20 protein-coding genes are annotated in these 17,497 nt (G+C 38.4%); 3 read left to right on the top strand and 17 right to left on the bottom strand.

Going from position 1 to position 17,497, the window contains the following annotated elements; translation table 11 throughout:
• Positions 1–24: 24 nt before the first annotated feature.
• The 11 genes from ftsA to QA539_RS04165 all read right to left on the bottom strand — a co-directional run bounded on the left by ftsA (position 25) and on the right by QA539_RS04165 (position 11,331).
• Entirely contained in the window at positions 25–1,401 is a 1,377-nt protein-coding gene (gene ftsA / locus QA539_RS04215) for a cell division protein FtsA (protein WP_219494507.1), read from the bottom strand.
• Between the two features lie 117 nt (positions 1,402–1,518).
• Complete coding sequence (locus QA539_RS04210; RefSeq protein ID WP_219494505.1) at positions 1,519–2,406, bottom strand: cell division protein FtsQ/DivIB; 888 nt, start codon at positions 2,404–2,406, stop codon at positions 1,519–1,521.
• A 10-nt stretch (positions 2,407–2,416) separates the two neighbouring features.
• Positions 2,417–3,754: a UDP-N-acetylmuramoyl-L-alanine--D-glutamate ligase gene (murD, locus tag QA539_RS04205; protein WP_419895513.1), complete on the bottom strand. Its 1,338-nt coding sequence runs from the start codon at positions 3,752–3,754 to the stop codon at positions 2,417–2,419.
• A complete protein-coding gene (gene mraY, locus QA539_RS04200; protein ID WP_283721652.1) occupies positions 3,755–4,723 on the bottom strand; it encodes a phospho-N-acetylmuramoyl-pentapeptide-transferase in 969 nt (322 codons plus the stop codon).
• Positions 4,724–4,759: 36 nt separating this feature from the next.
• Positions 4,760–7,009 carry a penicillin-binding protein gene (locus tag QA539_RS04195; protein WP_423245805.1) on the bottom strand — a complete coding sequence of 750 codons (2,250 nt, stop codon included), beginning with the start codon at positions 7,007–7,009 and terminating at the stop codon, positions 4,760–4,762.
• Positions 6,996–7,364, bottom strand: a complete 369-nt coding sequence (gene ftsL, locus QA539_RS04190; RefSeq protein WP_086042285.1) for a cell division protein FtsL — start codon at positions 7,362–7,364, stop codon at positions 6,996–6,998. Before ftsL ends, QA539_RS04195 begins: the two co-directional genes overlap by 14 nt.
• A 12-nt stretch (positions 7,365–7,376) precedes the next feature.
• Entirely contained in the window at positions 7,377–8,309 is a 933-nt protein-coding gene (rsmH, locus tag QA539_RS04185) for a 16S rRNA (cytosine(1402)-N(4))-methyltransferase RsmH (RefSeq protein ID WP_219494499.1), read from the bottom strand.
• Between the two features lie 9 nt (positions 8,310–8,318).
• Positions 8,319–8,750, bottom strand: a complete 432-nt coding sequence (gene mraZ, locus QA539_RS04180; RefSeq protein ID WP_012656658.1) for a division/cell wall cluster transcriptional repressor MraZ — start codon at positions 8,748–8,750, stop codon at positions 8,319–8,321.
• 138 nt (positions 8,751–8,888) lie between these two features.
• Positions 8,889–10,478 (bottom strand): bacillithiol biosynthesis cysteine-adding enzyme BshC, encoded by a 1,590-nt coding sequence (bshC, locus tag QA539_RS04175; protein ID WP_419895512.1) that lies wholly within the window; start codon positions 10,476–10,478, stop codon positions 8,889–8,891.
• Positions 10,479–10,622: 144 nt separating this feature from the next.
• Positions 10,623–10,796, bottom strand: a complete 174-nt coding sequence (gene rpmF, locus QA539_RS04170; RefSeq protein ID WP_041635879.1) for a 50S ribosomal protein L32 — start codon at positions 10,794–10,796, stop codon at positions 10,623–10,625.
• A gap of 19 nt (positions 10,797–10,815) precedes the next feature.
• Positions 10,816–11,331, bottom strand: a complete 516-nt coding sequence (locus QA539_RS04165) for a YceD family protein (RefSeq protein ID WP_219494495.1) — start codon at positions 11,329–11,331, stop codon at positions 10,816–10,818.
• 124 nt (positions 11,332–11,455) lie between these two features.
• Here QA539_RS04165 and QA539_RS04160 point away from each other — a divergent pair, with 124 nt between their 5' ends.
• Positions 11,456–12,529 carry a tRNA(Met) cytidine acetate ligase gene (locus QA539_RS04160; protein ID WP_419895511.1) on the top strand — a complete coding sequence of 358 codons (1,074 nt, stop codon included), beginning with the start codon at positions 11,456–11,458 and terminating at the stop codon, positions 12,527–12,529.
• 1 nt (position 12,530) lies between these two features.
• On the opposite strand, the gene coaD is transcribed toward QA539_RS04160, so the two are convergent.
• Positions 12,531–13,028, bottom strand: coding sequence for a pantetheine-phosphate adenylyltransferase (gene coaD / locus QA539_RS04155; protein WP_219494491.1), 498 nt, complete (start codon positions 13,026–13,028; stop codon positions 12,531–12,533).
• A complete protein-coding gene (gene rsmD / locus QA539_RS04150) occupies positions 13,025–13,561 on the bottom strand; it encodes a 16S rRNA (guanine(966)-N(2))-methyltransferase RsmD (RefSeq protein ID WP_283721655.1) in 537 nt (178 codons plus the stop codon). Before rsmD ends, coaD begins: the two co-directional genes overlap by 4 nt.
• A gap of 71 nt (positions 13,562–13,632) precedes the next feature.
• On the opposite strand from rsmD, the gene QA539_RS04145 reads away from it, so the two are divergent.
• Complete coding sequence (locus QA539_RS04145; protein ID WP_219494487.1) at positions 13,633–14,019, top strand: DUF7147 family protein; 387 nt, start codon at positions 13,633–13,635, stop codon at positions 14,017–14,019.
• Here QA539_RS04145 and QA539_RS04140 read toward each other — a convergent pair.
• Positions 14,000–14,251 carry a DUF2129 domain-containing protein gene (locus tag QA539_RS04140; RefSeq protein ID WP_413474399.1) on the bottom strand — a complete coding sequence of 84 codons (252 nt, stop codon included), beginning with the start codon at positions 14,249–14,251 and terminating at the stop codon, positions 14,000–14,002. The two genes, QA539_RS04145 and QA539_RS04140, sit on opposite strands and share 20 nt — an antisense overlap.
• Positions 14,252–14,330: 79 nt before the next feature.
• On the opposite strand from QA539_RS04140, the gene QA539_RS04135 reads away from it, so the two are divergent.
• Entirely contained in the window at positions 14,331–15,242 is a 912-nt protein-coding gene (locus tag QA539_RS04135; RefSeq protein WP_419895510.1) for a glycerophosphodiester phosphodiesterase, read from the top strand.
• Between the two features lie 43 nt (positions 15,243–15,285).
• Here the strand turns inward: QA539_RS04135 and QA539_RS04130 are convergent, their stop codons facing one another.
• Genes QA539_RS04130 through QA539_RS04120 form a run of 3 tightly spaced genes read right to left on the bottom strand, consistent with a single transcriptional unit; the run spans position 15,286 to position 17,362 of the window.
• A complete protein-coding gene (locus QA539_RS04130; RefSeq protein WP_419895509.1) occupies positions 15,286–15,849 on the bottom strand; it encodes a class I SAM-dependent methyltransferase in 564 nt (187 codons plus the stop codon).
• Between the two features lie 8 nt (positions 15,850–15,857).
• Entirely contained in the window at positions 15,858–16,280 is a 423-nt protein-coding gene (locus QA539_RS04125) for a YlbF family regulator (protein ID WP_241427494.1), read from the bottom strand.
• Between the two features lie 11 nt (positions 16,281–16,291).
• Entirely contained in the window at positions 16,292–17,362 is a 1,071-nt protein-coding gene (locus tag QA539_RS04120) for a CAP-associated domain-containing protein (RefSeq protein ID WP_419895508.1), read from the bottom strand.
• Positions 17,363–17,497 lie beyond the last annotated feature (135 nt).

The following is a 17,497-nucleotide window of genomic DNA, read 5'->3' as shown; positions in this document are numbered from 1 at the left end:
CTCCTAATATTTTAAATGGCCATTTTAATCAAATAATGATTTCATTATCCTTTTCATCATACTTGGTTTTTCTTCATCATTGTCAAGCGCATCTTGATGACTTTCTGCTGGTGCAGCCTTCGTTTCTTCTTTAGAAGTATAGACACGCGTTTCAACATTGTCTTTCTTACGTTTGAATAATCCATCTAATGCGCTTTTCTTCGGCTCAGCTTCAACTGGTTGTTCTTCTGTTTCTGAAGGCACATCATGATTATTAATTGTAACATAATCTAATAATTCATCAAATACTATACCGCTGTTGATTGTCGAGATTGCTGAAGTAAATTCAGGCTTTCTAATGCCCATCTGTTGTGGAATATGAATTCTTACCTTCTCGCTTACCATATCTGAAAGTAATTCCTTAATTCCGAGCATATTACTGGTTCCGCCTGTAAGTACAAAGCCACCGTTAATTTTATTTAATCCCATTTCCTGCAGTAATTCAAATACTTCAAGGAAGATTTCTTCCGCTGTACCTTCGATAATATCGCTCAGATCCTTCTGACTGAAACTCACAGGGGATTCGGCGTCAATCTGCGTAACGTTAAATACATCTTGTTCGCTCGCCAGGTCATAGAACGCATGTCCATATTGTTCTTTAACTTTTTCAGCTTCATCAAATGTAATATTCAGTTCTTCAGAGATATCTTCAGTAATATCACTCCCTGCAATCTGAACATGATCTGCATCAAATAATGTACCGCGTTCATAATATGCCACTTGCGTTAACTGGTCACCAATATCGATGACACACGTGCCAAGTTCAATTTCGGTCGGTGACAGGATGTGCTGATAGTTATAAGCATCAGAATAGACATCCAGAACATGCACGCCACTGCTTTCGACGCATTTTAAGATATTGATAAGTACACTGCGTTCAATTGTGATAACGCCTGCGTCTACTGCCAGGCTTTGTGTCGCAACCATTTCTTTTGGATCCGTTACTTCATGCAGATCATCGACTTTAAACATCTTTGGATAGACACCGATAATCTCAATATCTTTTGAAGCATTCTTAGCACGAATGCCATCCAGAACATCTTCAATATGTTCACCTGTTATTTCAGTTGAAGCACCCTCAAATTTAATTTCATGCACTACATCATGAATTTCAGAATAGATAATTGGCATCTTTAAGAAAACATCCTGAATTTCAATTCCTGAGGCAATCTGCGCCTTTTTAATTGTATCTTTAATCGCATGCTGTGCGACATCAAAATCATCAATCATTCCATTTTTAATACCTGTAGTAAAAGTCTGGCCTGTACCTATCACATTAATGCCATTGTGAAACTTTTCTCCTACCACTACTTTTACACTCGATGAACCGATATCAATTGATACGTAATAATGTTCTTCCATCGATAGGCACCTCCTAAACATTTTATTCAGTCATACACTATTCTTATTATAGTCGTTATTTGAAAAACTATAAACTGTTTTATGAATATTAGACTTTTTTTTTTGAAAATTTATACTTTAGCTGTTCTTTTTGACCTGATTTAACTCTTTCTTCAGTTTTTCTACAGATTTTTCAAGCTCAGCTTTATCTTTTTGAGAGCGTTCTTCCATCGCTGCTTCTAATTCAATTCTTCTTTCCTCGGCTTGCTTCGATTCATAGGGGATAAATACTGCTCCGACCTCAAGATCGATAATACCTGGTTTCAGTATTCGACCGTTACTATCTTTTTTGAGTTTACTTGCCATCGCCGGGAAGTAATTCAGTTTGTTGTCGATGGTACGCATATCACCGATAACCTCCAGTCCATTTTTCATATAGAACTGGACGCGGTTAGAAGCTTCTGCTTTCGGTATAAAGTTAATCTCTGAAATTTGATTGATGATTTCATCATCAGAGGCACGTAAAACTTTAACAAGCTGATTCAGCGCCTTACTGCTAAAATTATTTAGAAGGGGTACTTCTGATGGCTCAGCGTAATTATGTTTATGTAGAATCTGTCCATTCTCCAGTGCAGGATGGTAGTGCTCACCATCCTTTACAACACCAAGCACATCATATTCTTCTACATTGATACTGACTACATTCGGAAAATGACGTCTGACAGTAACTGATTTTACCCCATCAAGATATTCAATATTTGACACAATTTGTTTCGTATCCAGACTGTAGATACGCGCTTTAGGCTGAATACCTGATTTCTCTTTGATTGTCTTTGTACTGTTAATCAACGTATCATTAACTGATATTTTCTTTACATAGCTGATACTCGTGAACATATAGATAAGAATCAAAGACACGATTGCAACAATGCTTAAGAAGATAAATAGTTGCAGTCTCTGACGTTTCTTTCTGCGCATTCTTCCTTGTTCATCAAAACGGGGTGTATGAATAATTTTATCCTCCATCATATCACCTCTAAATTAATTTGACCTGACTGATAAAGTGTTCTCCTCTTACTTCGTACGTAGGATATTGGTCCCAGCTGGCACATGCCGGACTGAGCAGCACTACCTCACCTTGTTCAACATATGATGCAGTTTTAATCACTGCATCTGTCACATCTTTGCATATCGTACAAGGGATATGATGCTGCGCTGCAAAAGCTGTAAGTTTTTCAGTTGTTTCTCCAAAAATATACATTCGCTTTACATGATGAATGTGTGTGTCTAATTCTTCAAACCCATTCCCTCTATCCAGTCCCCCTGCAAGCCAATGAATCGGGTGCTGGAATGAATCGAGCGCAAAGCTTGTTGCTAATGTATTCGTGGCCTTAGAATCATTGTAATACTTCACCCCGTCTGTCTCAGTTACAAACTGCAGACGATGTTTAATCCCTTCAAACGTCTTTAATGTATCGCAAATATGAATGTTATCTATGCCTGCAAGTTTTGCAGCCGCAATACTTGCCAGCACATTTTCAAGGTTATGTATGCCTGGCAGAACGATGTCTTCCACATCGATGATAAATTCATCATAGAAATATACTTTGTTTTGATCTATATACGCACCTTCTACTTTTTCGTCAGTAGAAAAATAGACGACCTTGGACTTTATATCATATTTTTGCAACAATGTACGTTGCTTATCATTGAATATAAGGTAATCTTCACTGGTCTGATTTTTAATAATCTGCATCTTAGCATCAGTATAGTTCTGCTGATTACCATGGTAATCCAGATGAGCGGAATAAATATTCGTAATGAGCGCAATATGCGGTCTGAATTCTTGAATTCCCATCAGCTGGAACGATGATAATTCCATAACAAGCGTATCATGAACGCCTGCATTCTGAGCGACTTTCGAAGCTACAAAACCAATGTTCCCACATAGTAACCCTGCATGTTGATGTGATTTAAACATATCTCCAATGAGGGATGTAACAGTCGTCTTACCATTTGTACCCGTAATACCGATAATGGAGCTTTCGGTAATTTCATAAGCTAATTCTACTTCAGTAATGATAGGAATATTCAATGTTTGTGCTTGTTCTATTAACGGTAATGTGTAAGGAATACCTGGATTCTTGACAATGAGCGTCGTATTTTCAAGCAATGAAAGGGGATGATGGCCTCCGATAATAGTAATGCCCATCTCTGTCAGTTCGCGATATTGCTCTGTCTGAGAAACATCTTTACCGTCATTGATCGTAACTTGTGCCCCAAGACGATACAGCAGTTTCGCTGTTTCATAGCCACTTTTTCCAAGTCCGAGAACGAGCACCTTTTTCCCTTGATACTTTTGTATATGTTTCATTTAATTCACTCCTAAATAAATTCCGATGAGTCCAGTTAATATACCGACAATCCAGAACACGGTTACAATCTTCCATTCGCTCCAGCCCACCATCTCAAAGTGATGGTGAAGCGGACTCATCTTGAAGATCCTTTTACCAGTCAGTTTGAATGATGTGACTTGCATCATCACCGACAATGTCTCAACAACAAATACAAAGCCTATAAAAATCAGCGTTAATTCCTGATTCAGCATAATCGATACTGTCGCGATAACCCCACCAAGTGCTAATGAACCTGTATCACCCATAAACAGCTTCGCCTTGTTCTTATTATAGATCAAGAACCCACACAGACTCCCGATTAAGATTGCTGAGAAATAAGCTATTGCTGTAGCACCCTGCACGATTGCAAGATAAAAATAACAGCTGAATGCAATGATTGATAACCCTGTTGCCAGTCCGTCAAGACCATCCGTTAAATTGACTGCATTTGAGAAGCCTACCTGCCAGAAGATGATGAAGATGACATAGAATATAGATAATGGAATCCCGATATCCGTAAATGGAATATTAATTTCGTTGCTGAGTGATAGTAATCCAAGAACATTACTTACGACATAGAAAAGAATTGCAATAATGATCTGGAATAAAAGTTTCTGTTTCGATGTCAAACCTTGATTGTTCTTTTTTACAACGATAATATAATCATCGACAAATCCAATAAGTCCGAACCCTACTGTAACAAGTATCAATAGTATCAACGGTCCATTGTCTTCAACGAAGAAGCAGGCGATCGCACTTAGTAAGATCGTACTGATTAAAAACGTCAATCCTCCCATTGTCGGTGTGCCGCTCTTTACCATATGACTTTTCGGCCCTTCTTCACGAATAGACTGACCAAACTTCATTCTTTTTAATAGAGGGATAAACAAAGGGACAAGTATTGCGGTAAGTATAAATGTAATGACTCCAAAATAAATTTCATGCATAAGTTTCACATATCAGAATTACTGATTTCCTTTCTTTTAATTCGAATTTTTTAGTTTTTTATCTTTTATCTGTTCTTTTAACACTTCTTTTTCCTGCTGCAGCTGTGCTTTAATAACATCGTTGTAGACTGGAGACTGTTTTAGAGGATCTAATGAATCAAGTTCAACTGTCAGCTTATCACCTTGCTTTATAGGATTATTTGCATCAATAGACTGGCTGATGGCATAACCGTTACCTTTAAACTGTATCTCTACTCCGGTCAACGTACTGAACATCAGAAGATCGCGTCTACTCCATCCAGTGATATCCGGCATCACTTTTGTACCTTCAGTCAGAATAAATACTTTATTATCGGCTATTAACTTCGTGTCCTTAGCAGGTAACTGGTTCATCACAGTACTGCCGCTTCCAATCTGAACAGGTTGAAGCGAAGCACTTTCAATCTCAGTAGATGCCTTATCAGGCTTACTTCCAATGACATCCGGCGTATTAAATATAAGCTTTGCATTATCCTTGTTAGGTGATCCTACATTCAAATATTTCAATGTATTTTCCATAAGGGGTGTATACCCTTTTGAAACCCCCTGTGCATATGCTTCAGCATCATTCTTCTGTGCAAGACTCATACCGTAGTAGATGATAACTTTAGGGTCTTTGGCTGGTGCATACCCCATAAAGCTGACCATATATGGATTAGCCCCTTGGACGTAGCCACCTTTTTCCGTATCCGGCACTTGTGCTGTACCGGTCTTACCAGCAACTTTATAATCTTTTAGACCATAGTTAAATGCATGCATCTCCTTACCATTTACAACATCATAGAGCTGCTGCATCGTTTTTTGTGCTGTCGATTTTGAAATCGGCTGTCCAATGATATCTTTCTGACCAGTGTAAATATCATTATTATCTTTACTCGTAATGGACTTCACAAAATAGGGCTTCAGCATCTTACCTTCATTGACGATTGCACTTTCAGCCTGTAACATCTGAGCCGGAGTTACGGTTGTAGACTGCCCGAATGAGCTTACTTTTTGACTCAGTTCATCATTCCACGAAATATGCCCGGTAGCTTCTGAATCGAAAAGGGATTGCGTCGATCTGCCAAAACCAAACTTTTCATAATATGTCTTCATCTTATCGGTGCCTACTTTGTCCTGCAGTTTCATCATCAGCACATTTGAAGACAATTGGAATCCTTTGCTCATAGTGATTGTTCCCCACCCAACGTCATTCCAGTCAGAAATCGTTATGCCATCTATTTCTCGTTCACCTGATTCGTACTTCGCTTTCGGGTCATACTGATCTTCTTCAATTGCTGCTGCAAGACCGTAAGTCTTAAAAGTAGAACCTGGCTCATACGTATTCTGATACAGATCGTTCGCCCATTTTTCTCCGAATCCTTCTCTTGTCTGAGGATTAAACGTTGGTCGCTGACTACTTCCTAATATTTCTCCCGTCTTTGCATCCATTACAACAGCAAAGATGTCTTTCGGGTTATAGCGTTTGACCATCATATCGAGTGAGTCTTCCACAAAAATCTGAATGTTCTTATCAATCGTCAGCTTAACATCATCCCCATCCTGTGCCGGCACGACATTGCCTGACTTAGGCAGTACATAGTTCCATATATCCTGTTTAAAGGTCGTTTTACCTGGTTTTCCCGATAGATAAGAATCGAATATCTTCTCACTACCAAGCATTCCGGTCATCACATTTGTATCTCCATTTTTTTCTGCAAAACCAATTAAATGAGAAGCGAAATTCCCATTTGGATAAAATCTTTTCTTCTCAGAGAAGAATGTGAGTCCAGGCATCTTCAAGTTCTGTATCTTCTGTTTCTGATCAAACGTCAGGTCTTTACCCGCCTTACCAAATTCGACCTGAAATGCTTTTTTATTGCTCAGCACTTTATAGATGTCCTTTTCTTTCATGTCGATGATGTCAGCTAAAGCTTTAGCTGTCTTCTTCTTATTAACGACATGTCGCGGTTGCTTACTTCCTTCTGAAAATCGTTTATCGAGGATTGCGACAAGCTTATAGGATTCAATATCCTCTGCAAGCACCTGTCCATTGCGATCTAGAATCTTACCACGTTCAGGCTGATTGACGATATTCCGAACATATTTCTCGCTCGCACGCATTTCAAGATCCTGGCCGCTGGACTTTCCTGTAAGCATGATCATGCTATATTTAAAAATCAATGAAAAAAAGAGCAGTCCGAATAGCATGATCAAGAGGACTGCTCCTATTTTGTTTTTCTTTAGTTTTAGTTTACTTCGTGACATCTTTTTGCACTACCTTTACGTTATCGTTTTTCAAGCTTAATCCATATGATTTCGCTTTACTATAGACACGTTCGTATGAAGACTGTTTCATCACTTCAGAATTCAGTTCTCCGTTGACACTTTGCTGGTGTACAATCTTTCCTTCGATTGCTGCAATTTGAGTGTTCGTCTGATACGCATCATATTTCAAAGATAGCATATAGATGCTTACAAACGCAATCAATGACACTAATGTTAAATAAATTAATTTTTCAAGCTTTGAAAGGGAAACAACATGTGTTTTTGAAACAGATTTAACTTTAACTTGTTCATTGACCTGATTGTAATAGTTCGGATTGATGTACTCTACTGCCATGTTGTCACCTCTTTATTTTAATATTTCTACGACTCTAAGCTTTGCGCTTCTCGCTCTATTATTATGTTCGAGCTCTTCATTTGAGGATATAATTGGTTTTCTAGTGATTTTCTTTAGTTTCGGCTGGTATTCAGGGGGAACGACCGGTAACCCACGAGGGATGTCTGGCCCTTTACTGTACTCCTGAAAGACTTGCTTACATAATCGATCCTCAAGAGAATGAAATGTAATGACTGAAATTCTTCCACCCGGCTTAACACTATCAATCGCTTGTTCTATAGAAGATTCAAAGGCACCTAATTCGTCATTGACAGCAATTCGTATCGCCTGAAAGACACGCTTAGCTGGATGCCCTCCAGTTCTTCTTGCGGGTGCCGGAATTGCTGCTTTAATAATTTCAACTAGTTCAGTCGTTGTTTCAATTGGCTGTAACTCACGTTCAGCTTCAATCTTTCTTGCAATTTGTTTAGAAAATTTCTCTTCACCATAACGGAAGAATATAGAAACAAGCTTCTCGTATGGCCAGGTATTGACCACTTCATAAGCTGATAGTGCCTGTGTCTGGTCCATACGCATATCAAGCTTAGCTTCTTGATGATAGCTGAAACCACGCTCTCCTACATCAAGCTGCGGGCTTGATACTCCTAGATCATATAAAATCCCGTCAACCTTCTGAATACCAAGCTGTGTGAGGATATCAGAAAGATTGCGAAAATTATCCTTAACAAACGTTACCTTATCGAGATAATCTTTCAGTATGATGTGCGCATTATCAATCGCAGTCTGATCCTGATCAATCGATATGAGGTGCCCTTCCTGCAATTGCTTCACAAGATATAGACTGTGTCCTGCTCCACCTAATGTACAGTCGACGTATATCCCATTTGGATCAATATTCAGCTGATCGACCGTTTCTTCTAATAATACTGTTACATGATGGAACATAGAATCCTCCTAAAAATCAAAATCAATTAATTCTTCTGCAATTGTCTCAAATTCTTCTTCTGTCTCTTCATAGAAATCAGACCATAACTTACGATCCCAAATTTCTATGCGACTAGATACACCGATAACTGTAGCTTCTTTAGATAGACCCGCATATTCCATCAGATGTTTCGGAATATTGATACGTCCTTGCTTATCCATCTCGACTTCCACCGCTCCGGAGAAGAACATACGCATAAATTTTCTAGCGTCTCTTCTTGTGAGTGGTAATGCTTTTAGTTTTTCTTCAATAGCTGCCCACTCGGTTAATGTATAACCAAAGAGACATTTGTCAAGGCCACGTGTAATCACGAAATGTTCAGTTAATTCTTCGCGAAATTTAGCAGGCACAATCATTCGGCCTTTCGCGTCAAGCTGATGCTGAAATTCACCCATAAACATTTCGATTCACCTCGCCTTAAATCTAATTTACCATACCCCCCCACTTTCCTCCACTATTTATGCAATTTTTTTTATAATTAATTGTTTAAAACAGAAAAAGCCTGTTACATTGTTAAGATCAATGTAACAGGCTTCGTCTTATTCATTTGTTTTAATTATTAAATGTTCGAACTGATACGTTTCAAACGTATCGATAACATCAGAGAATACATCCAGGCCATAACGGTTCAATAATTGCGCGGGGTGCATGATACGCTCTTGCAGTCCCCCAGGTGTCAGCTCATTGCGCAGCTTGTTGAAATGCTTCATCTCAGTATTATGTCTGCGTTTAATCTGCTTGCGATATGTCTCTAAAAAATAGTTGAACTGCATATGATGGTGTTGAAGATTCTTTTGTGCCAGTTTTGCTAGCTCTACATCACTATCTAGCTGTTGAATCGCTTTAAAAGATGCATCCAGCTGCTGCTGCATCGCATTAATCTCTTGTTCAACTAGATAGTTTTCTTTTGACTTTAAGAAGTTTTGCTCAAAATACTCTATACCTTCTTGAAACAGTCCATCTATTGATATATCGTAACGTGCCATAATCTTTAAATGTTCCGGAGTAATATACGTAATACGCATACGCGGCACAACAACTGGCATGTTAATATTCGCAAGATTGAATACTTGTGTCAGTTCTCCCCAATACTTAATTTCTGAAGGTCCACCGATAAAAGCGAGCGTATTAAATACAAGTTCCTGCATCAGCGGCCTTGTCACGACATTATTTGAGAATATTTCTGGTGACGCGGCAATCATCTGCAAGATTTCTTCTTTAGTAAATGAGACCTCTGACTTTGGTAACACATACTTCCCCGCTTCATACTTCAGCAACTGACGGATACCATCATACTGCATGAACATATGAACATTCGTATCCGTAACAATCTGACGTTCACCTATAGTTTCAGCAAGTTTGTCCTGCCCCTCACGAAAAGCACGATCGATCTCAAGATGGTGCTCAAACTGCCAAGTTAACAGTTCTCGCTCTAATTCCCTCAATTGACTATAATGACTGTCAATAAACAGAACACCATAAGCCTTAAATAGCTCGTGTACAATCTTATGGAAGTGTTCCGTCCAGTTATCTGGAAGTTGAGAGAGCATTGCAAAAAGCGGTTTCGTATGTTCAGTTTCATCCAGCAATGAAATCAGTTTGTTTAACGCTGCATGGAAGGCTTCTGTTTCCATCTGAACGTGACTGACAGAATCCGTTACCTCTTGTTTTGGATAATACTTCACACGATGAATAATGCTTTCGTTGTCATAAATATTTGCGTGATTCACTTCATCAAAATCATGATCTTCTCCTGCAATCCAGAATACCGGTACGATATGCTTTCCAAGTCGCTTTGATTGTTCCTTCGCCATAACAACAATAGAGATAATCTTATGGATTGTATACATCGGGCTGACAAAGAGTCCTGCCTGCTGTCCACCGATAACGACTTGGTGACCTTCTCTTATTGCTGCAATGTTAGTGCGCTGAGCATGTGAGATGTCATCGCCCATATATTGTGCAATCACATCGCTCAGTTCTCGTTCTCTTCCATTAGGACGTACGTCACTTCTTGCCGCTAGTCCCGCCTCGCTTACTGCATAATGATAGAACGCACTCAATTCCGTATGTATGTATCGATCAATAAATGACCCTGATGACTCTTCTAAAAATTTATAATGTTCCACTATCTACACCTCGCATATAATCACTACTTAGTATAATGATTATCATCTTAAAAAACAATTTAACGGCTTATAAATAAGTAGCCTTAGTCAGCAATGACACAATAAAAGAGACCGGAATTTGTTTCCGGCCTCTTGCAATCACTATTATTTAGATACTACTTCTTTACCATTGTATGACCCACATGATGGACATACGCGGTGAGATAACTTCATTTCTCCGCATGATGGACATTCAACCATACCAGGCACTGATAATTTGAAGTGTGTACGACGTTTTCTTTTCGCTGTTTTAGATGTTCTTCTAAATGGAACTGCCATTGTTTTTGCCTCCTATCACTTATTGTTCAGACATACTGTCTTTTAAAGCTTGAAGTTTCGCTAACCTAGGATCAACCTTAGGTAATTCCTCTTCTAATTGACTTTCATCAATAACTTCCCAACCGTTACCTTTCGTTAATGTCAGATCAACATCATCCTTTACCACACGTGCAGGTTTGTTGAGCACGACTAACTCCTGGATAACAGGTTTAAGGTCAATCACACCATTTTCTAATGGATGTCTGTTATCTTCATAGTCAACTTCAAATTCACTATCATCAAAATACTCAATCGATTGGATATCAAACGGAACAACTACATCTTCAAGCGACCTTGCACACGTCATTACATAATGACCCGTAAGATGTAAGTCAGCGATAACTTCGTTAGACTTCGGTGTCAGCTTACCTTCAACATGTATCAGAGATAAATCGACTAAGTCCAGGCTTTTGATTAATTCATTTAAGTTGATTTCTGAATCAACTGACAAAGCATTATCACGATGCTTTCTTAATTCAGTTAATGACCATTTCATATGGTTTCACCTCTTACAAACACAAAATTTATTTTACACTTTATATATGTACTTTGTCAAGATATTTTCTTAACAGATAAATCTGTTACAATGTCATTATAAACGCTGAAAAGGAGAAATACTAGTGAAGGCAATAGCGATCATCGCAGAATATAACCCATTTCATAACGGACACCTATTTCATATCAACAAAATAAAAGCAGCATTTCCTGAGCATGTTATCATCGCGATTATGAGCGGGCAATTTACGCAGCGCGGTGAGCCTGCATTCGTCAGTAAATTTCAGCGTGCACAGATGGCCATTCATCATTGTGATCTTGTCGTTGAATTACCGCAATTCTATGCGATGAGCTATGCAGATGATTTCGCATATGGCGGCGTATCAGTAGCACACATGTTACAGGCTGATACATTGTCATTCGGGAGCGAAAGCAATGATCTGCAAGCACTCACTCACGAAGCGATGCGACTTGATAATATAAAACCGACACGCAGAGATATCGGATACGCAGAACTTATGTCAAACGGCCTAAAGAGTAACGATATCCTTGCAGTACAATATATAAGACAAGGTGCACATACCGGACTATCGTTCTTTCCCGTACAAAGGGTCAGCAATGCCTATCTTGATGAATCATTGACCGGAGAAATTTCAAGCGCAACAGCAATCCGTAAAGCCTATTATAACGCAGCACGCTTCCAGCATGCGCTGCCTCAGTCTTCATTACAGTATATCGCACATCCGTTAAATAAAGACATGCTCTTTCAGCTGTTAAAATACCGCATCGTTTCGAGCGACTTAAGTACACTGCGCACAATATACACGATGTATGAAGGTCTGGAATATCGCATCAAGAAGTATATTCATGAGGCTCAAAGCTATGATCACCTTATAGAATGCTTAAGTACTAAGCGTTATACGAAAGCACGGATTCGAAGACTACTCACCTATATCCTGCTCAACGTACCGGAATCAAAGCTTCAGATTGAAGCAATCCGTGTACTTGCTATGAATGAACAAGGAAGAAATTATATTAAACAAGTGAAGACTCTCTGTCCTGTTCCAATTATAACGAATATTAACAAACAGAATGTGCATTATTTCTCGCTGGAAGTTAAAGCTACTGATGTATACAACATACTGACGGGTCAATCACAGACAGAATTCAACAACCCAGTAATCTACAGAAGACCTTAAACTAAGGTCTTCTGTTTATTTCTGCATATTTTTGTTTTAAAGCAAGTTCAACATTTGGGGGTACGATACTTGAAACGTCTCCACCGTACTTTGCAACATCTTTCGTCATACTTGATGAAATAAATGAATACTGATTATTCGTCATCATATATAATGTTTCAAGATCATCATTAAGCTTCTTATTCATACTTGTCAGCTGCATCTCATATTCAAAATCACTGACTGCACGTAGACCACGCACAATTTGTTTTGCACCTACTTTGTTGCAGTAGTCCACAAGTAGTCCTTGAAAATACTCAACTTCAACATTCGGAATATCTTTAACCGCTTCACTAATCATTTCGATACGTTCTTCAATCGTAAAGAACCCTTGTTTACTTGCATTGTTCAGCACTGATACATGAACCACATCGAAGAGCCCTGCACTGCGTTTAATGATATCAAGATGCCCTAAAGTAATCGGATCGAAACTGCCAGGTATAACTGCTATATTCTTCATTCTATCCCTCTTAATAAGATTAGTTTTGTAATGCCATAATTCTCATGTTTCAGCACTTCATAATCTAACGTATCGATTGTTTCGTGCTTTTCACATTCTATCATAATTAAGCCGCCTGGTTTAAGTAACTTGTTTGCGCGAATGAACGGCAGTGCATCATCAATAATCCCCTTATCATATGGAGGGTCTAAGAAGATGATATCGAACTGCATCTCTCGCTTAACAAGAGCCTTGAGCGCTCGTTTATAATCGTTCTTATAGACTTCAACCTGTTCATCAAGCTTTGAAACATTCTTCTTGATGACCTGGACCGCCTGGAAGCTGCCATCTACAAATACAACATGCGTTAGTCCCCTACTTATCCCTTCTATTCCAAGAGCACCGCTGCCAGCAAATAGATCAAGCCCGCTTCCTTCCAGTGACCCAATGATATTGAACATCGTCTCTTTTATTTTATCTGTCGTCGGACGACTTGTGACACCTTTTAACGCTTCTAAAGGAAAGCGCTTATATTTACCACCGATAACTCTCATAATACTCCCCCATATTCCATTCCATAAAAAATTTAGTATACTTAATTTATCACCTAAAAAGGAGTCGAACGATGAAACAGACATTTATACCTCTAGGAACAGGATTAAGCGACCTGTTTGAATTCGAACAGCTGATGAAATATAATCACGAACGCGTCCACTGTCTATTATTTCTGCATACGACACTTGAAGCTGAGCCGAAGACGTCCTGTATTCTGATTATGCATCCGGCACAGGATAAGTTTCAGGCAATGTACAGCATATTTGAATGCATCAAATATCCATATCATGGTCAAAGCAAGAAATATGATATGCTCAAGAATTGGGCCGATCAATATAATATCAAAGTGATAGAGCACGAGATAAAAAGCAAGCAGCATTTTTATGAAGATGAACTCTACTATCAATATTTAACAGGTGTCTTACGTCTACAGCGTATTATTCCACCGATGTATTAGAATAATCTTTCTTCAGTAATTTGTATGAAGAACTTACGACGTTTGTAACAAACTTAAGTTTTTCAAGCTGTTCAAGCGTCCATTCTAGTTTATCGTTATTTATGTACATTGATAACCATTTTTCACTACGATTAATATGCACGATATGTCCGAATTTGCGTAGCTGTCTTTCGTGTTTCGGACTCTTTATATAAATTATGAGTTGTGTTCTCTCAACGATGGACATCATCATATTCCTCTCTTTCATTTCTTTAATAGTACCATGTGTTCTGTTAAAATTAAATTATCAAAATTATTCGGAGGTCAAACAGTTGAATAAATATATGAAACTACTTGCCATAGGTGGTGCTTTCTACACCGTTAGTACAGCGCTTATCAGCAGACGAAAAGCGCCAGCAGCCAAAAATGTTAAACCATACTTTAAAGGTCATGCACCTTATATATTTGCACACCGTGGCGGGCTGCAGTTACGTCCTGAACATACAATGCTTGCGTTTAAGCATGCTCAGACACTTGATGTAGATGGCTTTGAGATTGATATTCGCTTAACGCGTGATAATGAGGTCGTTGTGCTGCATGATGCTACGGTTGACCGCGTGAGTAATGGATCAGGACTTGTATATGATCACACGTTAGCAGAGTTACAGATGCTTGACTTTGGCTACCGATTTACAGATATTAATGGTGAGCAGCCATTTCGTGCCCATCCAGATGCAAAGATTGTAACATTATCAGACCTTATCCGCATATTTCCAGATATTCGTATTAATATTGATATTAAAGATGGACCGGATACAGCTGCTGGCAAACGTATCATCGATGCATTATATGCAGTCATTGAAGATGCTCAAGCTTTCAATCAAGTATTAATCACAAGTTTCTATGATGAGCAGATCAGACGCTTCCGTAACCGATGTGATAAAGAGATCGCATATGGTGCCGGAGAAAAAGAAGTCGCACGTACTTTTCTGCTTTATAGTACCAACTATAAAAATATGGCTCATGTACAGGCAGATACGTTTCAGATTCCTACGCATTTTTATGGCATTTCATTGGCACAACCTCAGTTTATACAATTTCTGCAATCTCAAAATGTCGCCCCCGGTTATTGGGTTATCAATAGTATCGATCAGATGAAACAATTGTTAAAGGCTGGTGCCCATACAATCGTCACCGATCGACCAGACATTGCGATGAGACTTAAACGAAATATTAGTCAATAATATGATAATAAGAAACATCGTGCGTACGCACGATGTTTCTTATTTATTTTCTTTTAAGCTCATAAATCAGCATATTTTTATATGCAGTTTCTTGTGCCACCGCTAATATAGTATTTTGTAACAATGGCTCAAGATTCAACTTTGGATGTAAAATACCTTTACGCTGAAACAGGATGATGCGCCCTTTTTTCTTTGTAACACGCTGCAGTTCTTGAATGAGCGCCTCATGTTCATAGAAACTGTCAAAAGGCTGATTGATAATCACTTTATGAAACTTACGCTCTTTAAAGGGAAGATGCTCATCAGAAATATCATAGTTGAAATGCGGATAAAGATGCATGGCATACTGGAGTTGACGTACGGACTGATCGAGTATATATCCTTTGATATTCACCGTTCTATCGATATCACTAACCCACTTTCCACCATGACAACCGATACATAGCACCTTATCATGATAGTTAAAATGAATATATTTAAGTACATAGGCACTCATCCACTGTGTGTAGAGCAAATCTGTACTTCGACTACGATAAAGCATTTCATCCAGCCGATTCAAAAATGCCTTCTTTCTTATCCATTTTTGAATCAACTTATCCTCTTTCATATATCCTCCTAACTACAGCCACACCCCGAACTGCAAACATGATCTACAAAAAATGGATTCCCTCTTTCAACCTTTACTTCATTTGAAATCGCATGTGCAACGATGGTAATAATCTCATCTAGTAACTGCTGCAATTGCGTTTCCTTCTGTTTAAACAGGACTACAAGTGGATGCATATCATATGCCTTCTTACGCTTTCTTGTCTCCATCATAATCTTCGTATAGTCTGGATGATACCTGCCAAATCGTTGAACTTCCTCATATTGTATTTTTATTTTCAGAAAATCACGTTTCAGCTGCTGCACCTCTTTATTTTGTGCAATTTCTATATAGCTATCACGGTATTCATGATAGGCGCTACTGTGCTTTAACATCGTATTGATGTGTTCAGCACTTTCAATACATTCAAATATTTCTTCTGTATATAACAAGACTTCACTTCCTAATCTTCTTTCAATGATAAATCCTCTAAAAATATAAGTGAGTTATAGCTCCCTGAAATGCCTCCACCCATCGCATTGATGTTTTTATTCAATAGATTGTTACGATGTTCCACTGAATTCATCCAGCTATTGATAACACCTGGTACATCTTCAAAGTTATAGGCTATGTTTTGAGACAGATGATGATAATCGATTCCTTCGGCACTGAGTTTAGAGCCGATCTCATCTTCTACCGATGTGACCTGCTGCTTCTCATTGCTGAGCTTAGCTACTTGAAACTGAGCAGTATGATTGATAATTTCATTCGTATCTAGAGGTTCAAGTTCATTCAGTTCACGCATCGTGTTTGTCAGTTCAAACATCGTCAGGACCTCATTACTGTTAATAGCAATTTCTTCTATTCGATGCACTTCATCCTTGAGCTTCTTCTCTATCGTCTTTCCGTTATAACTCATTGCATAGGGCTGCATTTCTACTAATGTATCCGGAGAAAGATATCTCACAGCCATTATTTTACCTGTAAACCTATCGATAAAGGCCTGCATAAAGAGCCCTTCATATTCCACAAGTGCCTGCGTCTTTATATCAGCCTCAGATAACTGGAACTGATAATCTCCATCCTGCGTAGAAATAATAGGTTCTGATACGATATTGCTACCATCGAACATTTTGCCGGAAGGACTTAATATTTCATACGGTGCAACATCTGCATCCTTACCTGTCGCATAGATCATCTTGATGCGGTTGTCTTTCACTCCAACAATATAATAGGCATCCTTCAATTTATAAACAAAATTTCTGTAACTGAAGTTCGAACTATAGATACGATTCGGATAACCAAATTTATCCGTCAGTACATCGATAGGTTTACCGATATACTGACCGATCCCCTCAGTTAAAGCAGGTTGCTTTACTGAATGCGTTATTTTTTTTTCAATTTGTTTATGCGAAACTTTATCCTTTGCTGGATTTTCTAATATATCAAACTTGCTCGACGGCGAATAGAACAGATAAAATAAAAATATCGAGCCAAGTAATATAAATAATAACTTTATCAATATACTTTTCAAAAATACACCTCAATTCCTGACAATCTTCCTTTATTCTATAACTATTTTAACATTATTTAAAATCAAATGAATATTCGATTGCAGAAAGTATGATTTTATCATAAAATTAAAAGTAGAATGACTTAGGGAGGAACT

The organism is Macrococcus psychrotolerans (assembly GCF_038095555.1).
Taxonomy (GTDB): Bacteria; Bacillota; Bacilli; order Staphylococcales; family Staphylococcaceae; genus Macrococcoides; species Macrococcoides psychrotolerans.
This window is presented reverse-complemented; position numbering and strand designations above follow the sequence as displayed.

Excerpts from the sequence above, each read along its gene's own strand:
- ftsA (WP_219494507.1), bottom strand. The coding sequence starts at position 1,401 with ATGGAAGAACATTATTACGTATCAATTGATATCGGTTCATCGAGTGTA.
- QA539_RS04210 (WP_219494505.1), bottom strand. The coding sequence starts at position 2,406 with ATGGAGGATAAAATTATTCATACACCCCGTTTTGATGAACAAGGAAGA.
- murD (WP_419895513.1), bottom strand. The coding sequence starts at position 3,754 with ATGAAACATATACAAAAGTATCAAGGGAAAAAGGTGCTCGTTCTCGGA.
- mraY (WP_283721652.1), bottom strand. The coding sequence starts at position 4,723 with ATGCATGAAATTTATTTTGGAGTCATTACATTTATACTTACCGCAATA.
- QA539_RS04195 (WP_423245805.1), bottom strand. The coding sequence starts at position 7,009 with ATGTCACGAAGTAAACTAAAACTAAAGAAAAACAAAATAGGAGCAGTC.
- ftsL (WP_086042285.1), bottom strand. The coding sequence starts at position 7,364 with ATGGCAGTAGAGTACATCAATCCGAACTATTACAATCAGGTCAATGAA.
- rsmH (WP_219494499.1), bottom strand. The coding sequence starts at position 8,309 with ATGTTCCATCATGTAACAGTATTATTAGAAGAAACGGTCGATCAGCTG.
- mraZ (WP_012656658.1), bottom strand. The coding sequence starts at position 8,750 with ATGTTTATGGGTGAATTTCAGCATCAGCTTGACGCGAAAGGCCGAATG.
- rpmF (WP_041635879.1), bottom strand. The coding sequence starts at position 10,796 with ATGGCAGTTCCATTTAGAAGAACATCTAAAACAGCGAAAAGAAAACGT.
- QA539_RS04165 (WP_219494495.1), bottom strand. The coding sequence starts at position 11,331 with ATGAAATGGTCATTAACTGAATTAAGAAAGCATCGTGATAATGCTTTG.
- coaD (WP_219494491.1), bottom strand. The coding sequence starts at position 13,028 with ATGAAGAATATAGCAGTTATACCTGGCAGTTTCGATCCGATTACTTTA.
- rsmD (WP_283721655.1), bottom strand. The coding sequence starts at position 13,561 with ATGAGAGTTATCGGTGGTAAATATAAGCGCTTTCCTTTAGAAGCGTTA.
- QA539_RS04145 (WP_219494487.1), top strand. The coding sequence starts at position 13,633 with ATGAAACAGACATTTATACCTCTAGGAACAGGATTAAGCGACCTGTTT.
- QA539_RS04140 (WP_413474399.1), bottom strand. The coding sequence starts at position 14,251 with ATGATGATGTCCATCGTTGAGAGAACACAACTCATAATTTATATAAAG.
- QA539_RS04130 (WP_419895509.1), bottom strand. The coding sequence starts at position 15,849 with ATGAAAGAGGATAAGTTGATTCAAAAATGGATAAGAAAGAAGGCATTT.